General features: G+C 70.0%; 10 protein-coding genes. 9 read left to right on the top strand and 1 reads right to left on the bottom strand.

Translation table 11 applies throughout. The annotated features are described in order from the left end of the window. The first annotated feature begins 49 nt into the window (after positions 1 to 49). The 9 genes from ACGFN2_RS15080 to ACGFN2_RS15040 all read left to right on the top strand — a co-directional run bounded on the left by ACGFN2_RS15080 (position 50) and on the right by ACGFN2_RS15040 (position 12,038). Entirely contained in the window at positions 50 to 991 is a 942-nt protein-coding gene (locus tag ACGFN2_RS15080) for a carbohydrate ABC transporter permease (RefSeq protein WP_393360404.1), read from the top strand. Continuing rightward, positions 988 to 1,920, top strand: a complete 933-nt coding sequence (locus tag ACGFN2_RS15075) for a carbohydrate ABC transporter permease (RefSeq protein ID WP_393360401.1) — start codon at positions 988 to 990, stop codon at positions 1,918 to 1,920. Before ACGFN2_RS15080 ends, ACGFN2_RS15075 begins: the two co-directional genes overlap by 4 nt. Next, positions 1,920 to 3,239 (top strand): ABC transporter substrate-binding protein, encoded by a 1,320-nt coding sequence (locus ACGFN2_RS15070; protein ID WP_393360399.1) that lies wholly within the window; start codon positions 1,920 to 1,922, stop codon positions 3,237 to 3,239. Before ACGFN2_RS15075 ends, ACGFN2_RS15070 begins: the two co-directional genes overlap by 1 nt. Before the next feature lie 428 nt (positions 3,240 to 3,667). After that, the gene (locus tag ACGFN2_RS15065) at positions 3,668 to 4,867 is read left to right on the top strand and encodes a S8 family serine peptidase (RefSeq protein WP_362604828.1); all 1,200 of its coding nucleotides are present in this window, start codon (positions 3,668 to 3,670) and stop codon (positions 4,865 to 4,867) included. A gap of 168 nt (positions 4,868 to 5,035) precedes the next feature. After that, complete coding sequence (locus tag ACGFN2_RS15060) at positions 5,036 to 5,620, top strand: TetR/AcrR family transcriptional regulator (protein WP_362604830.1); 585 nt, start codon at positions 5,036 to 5,038, stop codon at positions 5,618 to 5,620. Continuing rightward, complete coding sequence (locus ACGFN2_RS15055) at positions 5,617 to 7,185, top strand: MFS transporter (protein WP_393360397.1); 1,569 nt, start codon at positions 5,617 to 5,619, stop codon at positions 7,183 to 7,185. The genes ACGFN2_RS15060 and ACGFN2_RS15055 overlap by 4 nt, the downstream gene beginning before the upstream one ends. A gap of 264 nt (positions 7,186 to 7,449) precedes the next feature. After that, positions 7,450 to 8,538 (top strand): glycosyltransferase family 2 protein, encoded by a 1,089-nt coding sequence (locus ACGFN2_RS15050; RefSeq protein WP_393360395.1) that lies wholly within the window; start codon positions 7,450 to 7,452, stop codon positions 8,536 to 8,538. A 290-nt stretch (positions 8,539 to 8,828) separates the two neighbouring features. Next, entirely contained in the window at positions 8,829 to 10,076 is a 1,248-nt protein-coding gene (locus ACGFN2_RS15045; protein ID WP_393360393.1) for an MFS transporter, read from the top strand. A gap of 675 nt (positions 10,077 to 10,751) precedes the next feature. Next, entirely contained in the window at positions 10,752 to 12,038 is a 1,287-nt protein-coding gene (locus ACGFN2_RS15040) for a helix-turn-helix domain-containing protein (RefSeq protein ID WP_362604837.1), read from the top strand. Between the two features lie 38 nt (positions 12,039 to 12,076). Here the strand turns inward: ACGFN2_RS15040 and ACGFN2_RS15035 are convergent, their stop codons facing one another. Continuing rightward, a complete protein-coding gene (locus tag ACGFN2_RS15035; RefSeq protein WP_393360391.1) occupies positions 12,077 to 12,610 on the bottom strand; it encodes a cupin domain-containing protein in 534 nt (177 codons plus the stop codon). Between the last annotated feature and the right edge of the window lie 32 nt (positions 12,611 to 12,642).

Here is a 12,642-nt window from a genome sequence, read left to right as displayed (position 1 = left end):
GGACCCACGGCGCCGGACCGTCCGGAACGCGTCGTGGGGAACGTCTCCGATGACCCTGGCGACCGCACCCCGGCGGTCCACCGCACCGGCCGCCGGCCAACCGGCCCGGCCGCGGCGTGACCTGGGCGTCTGGTTCCTGGTGCTGCCCGCGCTGCTGCCGATCCTGCTGCTGAGCGTGGGCCCGCTGCTGTACGGGATCGGGCTGGCGTTCACCGACGCCCAGTCGGGCCGGACCCAGGCCACCCGGTTCGTGGGGCTGCTGAACTTCTCCGACCTCTTCCAGGACGCGCTGTTCTGGGACTCGTTCCGGATCGGCCTCCTCTGGGCCTTCGGTGTCACCGTCCCGCAGTTCCTGCTCGCGCTCGGCCTGGCCCTGCTGCTCCATCTCGATCTGCGGCTGCGCTGGCTGGCCCGGGCGCTGGCGATCATCCCGTGGGCGATGCCCGAGGTCGTCGTCGGCATCATGTGGCGGCTGGTCTACCACCCCGACGCCGGCGTTCTGAACGAGACCCTGCGCGGTCTGGGCCTGTCCGGGGCCGGTGAAGGCCGGGACTGGCTGAGCGGACTGGCGACCGCCCTGCCCGCGGTCATCGTCGTCGGCGTCTGGGCCGGGATGCCGCAGACCACGGTCACCCTGCTGGCCGGTCTCCAGAACGTGCCCCGCGAACTGCACGAGGCCGCCGCCCTGGACGGCGCGGGCGCCTGGCGCCGCTTCCGCACCGTCACCTGGCCCGCCCTCCGCCCGGTCGCCCTCGCCGTCACCGCCCTCAACTTTATTTGGAACTTCAACTCCTTCGCCCTGGTCTTCGTGCTGACCGACGGCGGCCCCGGTGGCAGGACCAGACTGCCGATGCTGTTCGCCTACGAAGAGGCCTTCCGCTACGGGCAGTTCGGATACGCCGCCACGATGGGCCTGGCGATGGTGGCGGTGATCTCGGTCCTGCTGGCCGTCTATCTGGCCGGACGGCTGAAGGGGGACGACGACCGGTGAACACCTTCCATGGGGCCGGCGGCGGCCGGTACGGCACCGCCCCGCACGGTGCGAAGGGCACCGGCCGCTCCCGCAGCACCCCACGGCGCACGGCCGCCCCACGGCGCACCGCCACCCGCGCCGCCCAGTACGCCGCGCTCCTCGGCTATCTCGCCTTCCTCGCGTTCCCCTTCCTGTGGCTGCTCTCCACCGCCTTCAAGCCACCACGGGAACTGGGCAGCGTCCACCCCACCTGGATTCCCGAGGCGCCGACCCTGGAGAACTTCCGGCAGGCCTTCGCCCAGCAGCCACTGCCGGCGGCCGCGGGCAACAGCCTGCTGGCTGCGGCGGTCTCCGCGCTGTTCGCGGTCCTGCTGGCGACCCCTCTGGCGTATGTCCTGGCCCGCTTCCGCGGCCGCCTCGCACGGGCGGCCACCGGCTGGGTCGTGGTCAGCCAGGCCTTCCCGCTGGTGCTGGTGATCATCCCGTTGTTCCTGATCCTGAAGGGGCTGCACCTGGTGGACTCCCGGACCGGTTTGATCACGGTCTATGTGGTGTGGTCGCTGCCCTTCGCCCTGTGGATGCTGACCGGCTACATCCGCGCCGTGCCACGGGAGTTGGAAGAGGCGGCGGCGGTGGACGGCGCGGGCAGGCTCCGCACGCTCATCTCGGTCACCGCTCCGCTGCTCGCGCCCGGCATCGTCGCCACCGCGCTGTTCGCCTTCATCACCGCCTGGAACGAGTTCTTCTTCGCCCTGGTCCTGCTCAAGTCCCCCGAGAAACAGACGCTGCCGGTCGTGCTGACCCACTTCCTCGGCGCCGAGGGCGCCGCCGACCTCGGTCCGCTCGCCGCCGCCGCGCTCCTCGCCACCCTCCCGAGCCTGCTGCTCTTCGCCGTCATCCAGCGGCGCATCACGGGCGGGATGCTCGCCGGGGCGGTGAAGGGCTGATGCGCCACGACCACGGGACCGGGCGCCGCGTGACCCGGCGGGGGCTGCTCACGGCGGCGGCCGCGCTGCCGGCCGGTGTCCTGCTGCCGGGCTGTTCCGGCACCCGCCGCCGGACGGCCGGCGGCCCGGTCACCCTGCGCTTCCAGTCGCCGGCCTGGCAGCAGGACTCCGTCAGGGCCAACAAGCAGTTGGTCGCCGCCTGGAACGGACAACACCCCGACGTCCGGGTGCAGTACGTCCAGAGCGCCTGGCCCACCGTCCACGACCAGCTGCTGACCTCCTTCGAGGGCGGCGAGGCCCCGGACATCATCCACGACGCCTCCGACGACCTCGCGGACTTCGCCTACGGCGGCGACCTCGCCGACCTCACCGCCCTCCTGCCGCCGCGGCTCCGGCGCGACATCCCGCAGCGGAGCTGGGAGACCGGCACCTTCGACGGCCGGATCTACGGCATCCCGTTCCTCCAGGAGCCCCGGGTGCTGATCGCCGACCGCGCGAAGCTGCACCGGTCCGGCGTCCGCGTTCCCACCCCCGAACACCCCTGGACCTGGGACGAGTTCGCGGAGGCCGCCCAGCGGCTGACCCGCGGCGGCACCTACGGGGTCGCCTGGCCGCTCAAGGAACCCGTCTCCGCCACCCTCAACCTCGCCCTGTCCACGGGCGGCCAGATCTTCCACCGCCGCCGCGACGGCAGGGTGGAGGTGCGCTTCGACGCCGCCGACCAGGTGGTCCCGCGCACCCTCCACGACCAGGTCAACGTCGCCCGCAGCGCCTCCCGTACGACCCTGGGCATGGGCGGCTCCGACATCCTCCCGGGCTTCTTCGCCGGGCGCTGTGCGATGGTGCCGCTCGGCTTCTCCTACCGTCAGCAGATCGCCCAGCAGGCGCCGAGGGGCTTCGACTGGACGGTGCTGCCCGCTCCCCGGGGCACCGTCCAGGAGCAGGGGGTGAGCCCGCAGACCCTGTCGATCGCCGCAGACTGCCCGTACAAGGACGAGGCTATGGCCTTCATCGACTTCTTCCTCAGCCCGCCGAACATGGTCCGGCTCGCCCTCGGCGACTGGATGCTGCCGACGGGCCGGGAGGCGCTGCGGGACCCGGCGCTGCGGACCGCCGGACACGGCTGGGCGACGGGCACCGCACTGGCCGGCACGCTGCGTTCCGCCCCGGCCCAGTCCGTCCGCGGATACCCGGAGTGGAAGGACAAGATCGCCACCCCGGGGCTCCAGGAGTACTACAGCGGCGCCATTGGCCTGGGCGCCTTGCGGAAGCGGCTCGTCGAGGACGGCAATCTGGTCCTGGCCCGCTATCAGCGCTGAAGCGCACGGCATGCGGGGGGCCGAGAACGGACGGGGCCGCTTTGCGGGACGTTATTGGAAGCCTCTTCGGGTAACCCAACTAGCCCTGTTTCCTTGCTTATTGAAGGCAGGCGAACACGTTGCGCGACCGGAAGTGGGAAGCCGGACGCTTCCCTCGTCCGGTGCCTCGTTCACCGCCGCATCACCGTCCATTGCGGGTGTGTAAACGGAGTTGAGTCGCCGGGGTTCAACTCCGGGGTCACTTTGACCACTTCTGAAACATTTCCCATTTCAGGGACCTTGTTGCTTATCTCACACGACCGGGCTGGCCTTGAATTGAACTCATCAATCAGACAGGGTTTCGAGCCAGCCCGACGCAGATCTTCCGGTCTGTGCGGGCTATTGCGCAACGCTTTCCCCCCACACCACGAACGAGGAGAATCCTCGCAATGGCTCACAAGCGTTCCAGCAAGAAGCGGCTCATCACGGCGATATCCGCCGCCGTCGCCGCCACTGGTATCGCCGCCGTCACCGCGGTCACCGCGGGCGCGTCCCCGGCCGCCGAAGGCAAGATCTACGGAGCCGAGGCCAAGGGCGCCGTCAACGGCAGCTACATCGTCATGATGAAGAAGTCGATCCGTACGACGCAGAGCGGCGACCTGGCCGACAAGTACGGCGGCGAGGTCAAGCGGAACTACTCCTCCGCCATCGACGGCTTCTCGGCGACCGGTCTGAGCGCCGAGGAGGCCAGGCAGCTCGCGGCCGACCCGGCCGTCGACAAGGTCGTCCAGAACAAGAAGTTCCACATCAGCGAGGCCCAGGCCAACCCGCCGTCGTGGGGCCTGGACCGCATCGACCAGGAAGACACCAAGGGCGACAAGAAGTACAACTACCCCGCCAGCGCGGGTGAGGGTGTCACCACCTACGTCATCGACACCGGTGTCCACATCAAGCACAAGGACTTCGGCGGCCGCGCGTCGTACGGCTTCAACGCCATCGACGGCAGCGACAAGGCCGAGGACGACAACGGCCACGGCACGCACGTCGCGGGCACCATCGGCGGTACCGAGCACGGCGTCGCCAAGAAGGCCAAGATCGTCGGCGTGAAGGTCCTCGACGGTGAGGGCTCCGGCACCACCGAGCAGGTCGTCGCGGGCATCGACTGGGTCACCAAGAACCACAAGGGCCCCTCGGTCGCCAACATGTCGCTCGGCGGCGGCGCGGACGAGGCCCTCGACGCGGCCGTGAAGAAGGCCATCGACGCCGGCGTCACCTTCGCCGTCGCGGCGGGCAACGAGTCCTCCGACGCGGGCCAGGGCTCCCCGTCGCGGGTCAAGGAAGCCATCACCGTGGCCTCCAGCACCGAGGACGACAAGCAGTCCGACTTCTCCAACTTCGGCAAGGTCGTGGACCTCTACGCCCCCGGCTCCGACATCACCTCGGACTGGAACGACGGCGCCACCAAGACCATCTCCGGTACGTCCATGGCCACCCCGCATGTCGTCGGTGCCGCCGCGGTCTACCTGGCCGGTCACAAGGACGCCAAGCCGGCCGAGGTCGCCAAGGCCCTGACCGACGGTGCCACGCCCGACAAGATCTCGAACCCGAGCGAGGGCACGCCCAACAAGCTGCTGAAGGTCGTCGAGTAAGCACCTCACGTCCTCAGCTTTACCCGCCGGCCGCCGCGCTCGCCCCCACGGGGCGCGGCGGCCGGCGTCGTTGTGCGCTCCGCGCCCCCGCCCGCCTCCTCGCCCGCCCGGGGCCGACGGGACGGCCGCGCGTAGACACTGTCTACCCCCATGCGGTAGACAGTGTCCATGAGCGATCAAGAGGCGGGCCTGCGCGCCCGTTTGGTCCAGGCCGGCATCGACCTGCTGACCGAAGAGGGCGTACCGGCACTGTCGTTGCGGGAGATCGCCCGCCGGGCCGGGGTCTCCCACGGCGCTCCGCGGCGCCACTTCCCCACCCATCTGTCCCTGCTGTCCGCCATCGCCCGCCAGGGGTTCGCCGACCTGGCCGACACGGTCGCTGCGCACCTCGACGACCACCGGGACGACCCCCGCGCCCAGCTGATGGCGCTGGGCCGCGGCTACCTCGACTTCGCGCTGAACCACCCCGGCATGTTCGAGCTGATGTTCCGTCACGACCTGCTGGAGAGCAACCAGCTCGGACTGCGGGAGACCAGCCTGCCGCTCTTCCGGGTACTCGTCGGTCTCGTCTCCCGGGTGCAGCCGGGGTCCGACGTGCCGCCACAGGTCGTCGCGGGCGCCCTGTGGAGCAACCTGCACGGCATCGCCCAGCTGTGGCGATGGGGCAGCCTGCAACTCGCCACCGGGACCGACGAGGCCGAGCCGCTGCTCCGGGCCGCGCTGGACGCCCATCTCGGACCGGAGGGCCGATGACCACCCGACGCCGCCAACGCCTCGTCCTCACCGGCAGCGTCACCGGGGCCGTGATCGTCGCCCTGGACGGCACCGTGCTGACCGTGGCGCAGCCCGCCCTCCAGCGGGACCTGCACGCCTCGTTCGGGCAGATCCAGTGGACCAGTACCGGCTACCTCATCGCCGTGGCCAGCCTGTTGGTCTTCGCCGGCCGGCTCGGTGACCGCTACGGACACCAACGGCTCTTCGCCCTCGGCATCCTGGGCTTCGGCGCCACGTCGGCGGGCATCGGCCTGGCCTCCGGCGCCGGCTGGGTGATCGGACTGCGGGTGGCTCAGGGCGTCTTCGGCGCGCTGCTGCAGCCGGCCACCCTGGGGATGCTGCGCGCCGCCTATCCTCCTGACCGGCTCGGTATGCCGCTCGCGCTGCGGACCAGCGCCATCGGGCTGGCGGCCGCGGCCGGCCCGGTACTCGGCGGCGCTCTGGTCGCCCAGTGGGGCTGGCGGTCCGTCTTCTTCCTCAACGTGGTGCCCGCATGCCTGACCGGCCTGCTGGCACTCGCCGTTCGCCTCCCCGCCACGGAATCACCGACCACCTCCGCGACCACGACCGGCGCCACCGGCACCGACGCGACCACGGGAGCCACCGGCGGCACCCGCACCACCGCCACCCGACTCGACCTGCCGGGCGCCTGCCTGCTGGCGCTGACCCTGGTGGGCCTCGTCCATACCCTCGTCGCCCTCCCGGAGGCGGGCTGGACTCCGGCCACCGCACTGGGCGCGGCCGCGGCCGTGGTCGCCTGCGGGGTCTTCGTCCGGCACGAACGCCGCACCACGAGCCCGCTGCTCCCGCCCTCCGTGATCGGCTCGACGGCGCTCGCCCCGGCCCTCGCCGTGCTTCTCTGTGCATCGGCAGCCCTGTTCGGCGCGCTGTTCATCAGCACCTACTTCCTTCAGGACGTCCTCGCGATGGACCCGTTGCAGTGCGGTCTGCGGGTGCTGCCCCTGGCCGTGCTGATGGTGCTGAGCGCCCCGGCCTCGGCCGTACTGCAGCGCCGGTTCGGCCCCCGCCGGACGACCGTCGTGGCGATGGTCCTCCTGGCCCTCGGTGTCCTCGTGCTGTCCCAGCTCGACCGGACCTCGACGGCGCCGGCCATCAGCAGCGGATTCCTCCTGCTGGGCGCCGGCTTCGGCACGGTGATGGTCACGGCGACCGCGGTCGTCGTGCGTCACGCCGCCGCGGAGCACGCCGGAGTGGCGGGCGGCCTCCAGCAGACCGCCATGAACGTCGGCCCGACGCTGGGCGTCGCGATGGCCACCATGCTCATGACCCTCATGGCCCCCACCTCCGGCGGCCACGCACCCGGCGGCGGGCCGCACTGGAACGGCGTGGCCTTCCTCTCCGCGATGAGCCCCACCCTCCTGATCCTCGCGGCCGTCGCCGCGACGGGCGCCCTGGCCGCGGCCGCGCTCCCCGGCCGCACGGCCGACACCGGCTCATCACGGCGACCGGTGACGGGCGGTCACGACGGCGAATCCACCGAATCCACCGAATCCACCGAAGCGAGGGCCGGGAAGGCTTCCTGACGGCCACTCCGGCCGGGCGTCACCGCACGCGCGAGTCACCGCACGCGCGTCGTCCCGTGCACAAGTCATCCCCTGCGCACAGCACCCCGCATGCGAGTTATCCACAGGAGGAATCCTCCGGAACCACGCCCGGCGCCACCTCCCCTACCGTCGGTGACATGCACGGAGGACTGCCGTTCATCGGCATCAGCACCATCGCCTACGGCCTGATCGGACTGCTCACCGTCGTGGTCAGCGCCATCCGCAAGACAGGGGGAGACCGACATGCACACCATCACCGTCATCGTGCCCGCACACAACGAGGAGGAGGGACTTCCGGCGACACTGGAGTCCCTCGCCTCTCAAACGGTCCGGCCTGACCGGATTCTGGTCGTGGACGACGCCTCCACCGACCGTACGGGGGAGGTGGCGGCGGCACACGGAGTGACCGTGCTCCGCCCGCCCCGCAACCTCGGCAGCAAGGCCAAGGCACAGAACTACGCCCTGCCCCGGTGCACCACCGACCTCGTCCTGGCCGTCGACGCGGACACCGTCCTCGCACCGGACTACATCGAGACCGTCCTGCCCGTCTTCGACGACCCCGGCGTCGCGGTCGCCGCGGGCACGGTCCGCACCCGCCACACCCGCACACTGTGGGAACGCGGACGCTCCACCGAGTACCTTTTCGGCTTTCATTGGCACCGTCCCATCCAGGCCCGCGCCAACAGCCCCATGGTGTGCTCGGGTTGCTGCTCGGTCTTCCGCCGAGACGACCTGATGGCCTTCGGCGGCTTTCCCGAACGGACCATCGTCGAGGACATGGACTACACCTGGTCCCAGCAGATCGCGGGCAGACGCGCGGTCTACGTCTCCGATGCTGTCGCCCTGGCCGCCGACCCGGAAGACCTCACCTACCTCCGCAAACAGGTCTGGCGCTGGATGGCCGGCTTCTGCCAGAACGTCCGCCTCCACCTCGGACAACTCATCCGCCACAAACCCCTGCTGGCGCTCTGGGTCCTCCTCGCCCTCCTGGAGATCCTCACCGCACCCCTCTGGTGGGCGACGCCCTTCCTGGTCGCCACCACCACCGGCGCCTCACCCGCCCTCGCCGTCGCCTGGTGGGCCGGCGCCGAACTCCTGTTGACCCTGCCACCCCTCCTCTACGCCGCCCACCGCCGCAAACTCCCGCTCTCCACCGTCCTGTTGAACATCCCCTGCGTCTACGCCACCAAGGCCGTCAACCTCGTCTACGCCTGGAAGGCCCTCATCGTCGAATTGCTGCTGGTTCCTCTCCACCTGGCACGGGGACTCACGGTGTACGAGAAGGGCCGGGCCGACACCGCGCCGGCCCGGACGGCGCTCGCAGGCGGCTGACCACCACACACCAGGACGGACGTTCCAGAGCGGCCCCACCCGGCATCCCGCCGCGACGGGAGGGGCCGCCTCGCCCGGCAGCGGCGCTGTCACCGCGACCCTGATCAGCCTCCGTCGTCCACGCAGGAGTCGATCCATGTGCGCAGCTCGTCGAGGGTGGCCCCGGGAAGCGGCAGTCGGCCCGCGGCGGCGGTGGACCCGCTTGCTCCCAACATGGTAGACATCACTGGGGAGTTATACGTACTACGGTCGCGGTCCGGTTGTCGGCCGCCGGCCGAGGGGTGGGGAACATGGCGCACGGCTACAGGAGCCTGCTGGGCACCCGGCATGCCGCTCGATTACTCGGCGGCGCCCTCATCGGGCGGTTGCCGCACGGGATGTCCGCGCTGGGCATCATGATGTTTCTCCGTTCGGAGGGTGCCGGATACGGGCTCTCCGGGGCGCTGACCGCGCTCTTCGGTGCCTCGGTCGCGGTCGGGCAGCCGCTGCTCGGCAGGGCCGTCGACCGGCGTGGCCAGACCTGGGTGATGATCCTCGGGGCGCTGCTCTCCGGCGCGGGCTTCGCACTGCTCGCGGTCGTCGGACGCGAACCGGTGCCCCTCGCCGCCGCCGCGGTCGTCCTGGCCGGTCTGGCGGCCCCGCCGCTCGAAGGCGGGATGCGCGCCCTGTGGCCCGAACTGCTCCGGAGCGAGGAGCGGCTGCAGGCGGCCTACGCACTCGACGCCGCGGCCCAGCAGATCCTCTTCGCCTCCGGCCCCTTGCTGGTGACGTTCCTGATCGCGGTGGGTTCCGAGGAGGTCGCCCTGATCGCCACCGGACTCATCGGGGTGGCCGGGACGCTCGTCATGGTGACCGCCGCGCCGTCCCGCCGCTGGCGCGCGGCTCCCCGTACCGCCCACTGGCTCGGGGCACTGCGCTCGTCCCCGCTGCTGGTTCTGCTCGGGGTCATCCTCTTCGTCGGTGTGTCCCTGGGCAGTGTGTCCGTCTCCGCGGTCGCCTACGGGGACGAGCACGGCGCCGGCCCGGTGTCCGCCTGGGTCCTGGCGGCGAACTCCCTCGGCGCACTCATGGGTGGTCTCCTCTACGGGTCGCGGGTCTGGCCCGGCACTCCGGAACAGCGGCTGCGTCCGCTGACCACCGGACTGGCCCTCTGCTACCTGCCGTTGATGCTGACGCCCGGCCTCCCCTGGATGATCCTTCTCGCCGCGCTCTCCGGGATGTTCTTCGCCCCGGTGCTGGCCTGCGGCTTCGTCGTGGTCGACCGGGTCGCACCGTCCGGGACCGTGACGGAGGCCTTCTCGTGGCTGGTGACCGCCCTGGGGGTGGGCGTCGCGGCCGGTACGGCCATGGCTGGTTCCGCCGCGCAGTACGGCGCCAGCGGAACCGGCTTCGCCGTCGCGGGCGGTGGGGGATTCCTCGCTGTCGCCGTGCTTCTGCTGTGTGGCCGATTCTTCGTGGTCACAAACCGACTGCTAGGCCCACAAAGTGAAACCGTGGGCCCTTCCGTGCCTGAGGTCACCGCCGTTTCGGAGGTGTGAGTTGCGTGCCCGGAACGCCGTGGGGATGAGGGGGCCGTACCGGTGCTGCCGGCGTCTCGGCGCGGTCGGCCTCCGGGGTACGCGCCGACCCGGAGGAGGCGCGGGTCCGGCCGGTCGATACGGGGGCTGAGCTTCCGGGGCGTGGGTGCGGCGTGGCCGGGTGGTCTCTCCTCAGCAGGTGAGTGAACCCGAACCGGGGGCACGGAAAGGGAGTTGGGCACGGCGGCTCCCGAGGGCCGGTGCGGGGGTCCGGTGGGTGGGTGGAGCGGAACGTCCGCCGCCGACAGGGGTGTCGTTCTGCCGATCGCGGCGAACCGCTGGTTCCGGACAAACCCCGATTGCACCATGTCCACCTGCGCACAGGTGTGATCAAATACGAATATGACGCCGCCATAGATGGCGTAAACGTGACCCAGCATTCGCCGAACCCGGTGCCCGGCGCAGGTCTGCCGCCGTGGCTCGCCCAGAGGAGAAGGGAAGCCGGCTTCTTTCCATCTTCATGTGCTTTTTGATGTCTAAAATCGTCCGGCGTGACTGCTAGCCGGATATTTTTCCTGTGCAAGACGGGATGGTGCCCCAGACGGTTATGTTCTGAGCGCAGTGCACAGAGTCCCGGCGCGACTCCTCCATGGGATTTCTGGCTGCCGTGAAGATTTGTCGGCATGGAGAAGGCGGATGACGAAGCGAATAACTTCTGTGGGTGCCTCGTTCGGATCGTCTCTGCGAGCCTTGCGTAAAGAACGCGGAATGTCGCTGGGGGACTTGGCTCGACTCGTGAATTATAGCAGAAGTCACTTGAGTCGGGTGGAAACCGGGAAGAAGCAGCCGGCTGAGGGGCTGGTCAGGCTGTGTGACGAGGCGTTGGGCGCACAAGGGAGTCTTCTCGCCCTGGCCGTGCGTTCTCCGCGGCGCCGGAGTGGACGTACCAGCCCCGTTCAACTTCCCCGCAGTATTGCCGACTTCACCGGCCGCGAAGAAACCCTGGAACAGCTGGATGCCATGCTCGCCGAGGTTCATCGGCAACGCGACGGGCAGGCCGTCGCCACAGTGGTCGAAGGGGCGGCCGGGGTGGGAAAGACCGCCACTGTCGTGCACTGGAGCCATGGCGTCCGGAGTCATTTTCCCGACGGTGTGCTGTTTGCCGATCTCCAGGGGTTCCGTACGGACGGGCAGCCCGCCGGCAGTCGCCAGGTGCTGCGGAGTTTCCTGACCGCGTTGGGCGCCGACCCCGGATATCTGTCGGGTGAGTTACATGATCTGGCCGCGAGTTACCGCAGTTTGCTGACGGGAAAACGGGTCCTGATCGTCCTCGACAACGCCGCCGGTGCGGAACAGGTCAGGCCGCTCCTGCCGGCCTCGCCCCAGTGCATGGCCGTGATCACCAGTCGCAGTCGTCTGACCGGGCTGGTCACCCGGGACGGTGCCTACCGCATCACGGTGCCGTACCTGTCCGAGGGTGAGTGCACCCGGCTGCTGTCCCGTCTCGCGGGGACTCCTTTGCCGCTGGAAAGGAATTCCTGCTGTGCGTGCCGCTATCTTCCCCTGACCGTGCGTATCGCCGTGGAACAGAGGGAGATGATGGACGGTCTGGCGTTGTGCGAACGGTGTGGTTCGGAAGCGCTGCTCAAGTACCTGTGCACCACGCATGACGAGACCAGCGACATGTATACGGCGCTTTCCGGCTCCTACCGTCACCTCCAGCCGGAGGCCGCTCGCGGGCTACGGCTCCTCGGGGGGTGCGCGGGGTATGTCGTCACCGTTACCGAGGCGGCACACATACTGGGATCGGACATCGTGCGGGCGCAGCGGGTCCTCGACGCGCTGGCCGATATCCATCTGCTGCACCGCAGTTCACGCGAGGAATACCGCTTCGAGAAGACCGTGAAGGGCTTCGCACGTGAACTTGCCGGGCATGACACCCACCTCGTGACCTACGCGGGGCAGGGTGCCGGGGCCTGCTGATTCCCGGGTGCCGGGAAGGGCCGGAAGAAGCCGCAGGATCAGAATTCCGGTGAATCCTCCGTCATACGGAGTGGCACCCCGGGGCGGCACCGGCTCCTGATCCGCGCGGCGGCCCGTGGATACCGCGCACACAATTCCCCGGCGTCTCCGCCCTCGTAGTCGGAGGGGACGAAACCGGGCGCCATCGTGCAGCCGAACAAGGACCACCGACCCCCGTCACACACCCGGCCGCCCATCCAGGTGCCTTTGGGGACGCGGAGCTGCACCTGCTGTCCGGCCAGGACGTCGTGCCCGAGAACGACCGTGCGGTCCGTTCCGTCCGGGGCGAGCAGCAGAAGTTCGATCGGATCACCGAGATGGAAATGCCATATCTCGTCGACCGGTAAGCGGTGCATCGCCGAGAACTGCTCACCTTCGGCGGTGAGCAGGGCAAGGATCGCGGTGCCCTCGGGGCGTCCGCCCTGTTCTTTCGCCGCGGTCCAGGTGGGCCGGAAGAAACCCCCTTCGAGTGGCAGGGGCGCCAGGCCGTAATGGTCGATCAGCTCCGTGGCCGTGATATCGGGGCGCGACATCTCGTCCCTCCTCCGTGAGGCGGTGGTGGCGG

Origin of the sequence: Streptomyces sp. NPDC048612 (assembly GCF_043199295.1) — a bacterium.
GTDB lineage: Bacteria > Actinomycetota > Actinomycetes > Streptomycetales > Streptomycetaceae > Streptomyces.
Note: the sequence above shows the minus strand (reverse complement) of the source record. Positions and strands in the feature narration are given on the sequence as shown.

Bases quoted from the DNA above. Each gene is read 5' to 3' on its own strand.
- ACGFN2_RS15080 (WP_393360404.1), top strand. From the start codon at position 50: ATGACCCTGGCGACCGCACCCCGGCGGTCCACCGCACCGGCCGCCGGC.
- ACGFN2_RS15070 (WP_393360399.1), top strand. From the start codon at position 1,920: ATGCGCCACGACCACGGGACCGGGCGCCGCGTGACCCGGCGGGGGCTG.
- ACGFN2_RS15065 (WP_362604828.1), top strand. From the start codon at position 3,668: ATGGCTCACAAGCGTTCCAGCAAGAAGCGGCTCATCACGGCGATATCC.
- ACGFN2_RS15060 (WP_362604830.1), top strand. From the start codon at position 5,036: ATGAGCGATCAAGAGGCGGGCCTGCGCGCCCGTTTGGTCCAGGCCGGC.
- ACGFN2_RS15055 (WP_393360397.1), top strand. From the start codon at position 5,617: ATGACCACCCGACGCCGCCAACGCCTCGTCCTCACCGGCAGCGTCACC.
- ACGFN2_RS15050 (WP_393360395.1), top strand. From the start codon at position 7,450: ATGCACACCATCACCGTCATCGTGCCCGCACACAACGAGGAGGAGGGA.
- ACGFN2_RS15045 (WP_393360393.1), top strand. From the start codon at position 8,829: ATGGCGCACGGCTACAGGAGCCTGCTGGGCACCCGGCATGCCGCTCGA.
- ACGFN2_RS15040 (WP_362604837.1), top strand. From the start codon at position 10,752: ATGACGAAGCGAATAACTTCTGTGGGTGCCTCGTTCGGATCGTCTCTG.
- ACGFN2_RS15035 (WP_393360391.1), bottom strand. From the start codon at position 12,610: ATGTCGCGCCCCGATATCACGGCCACGGAGCTGATCGACCATTACGGC.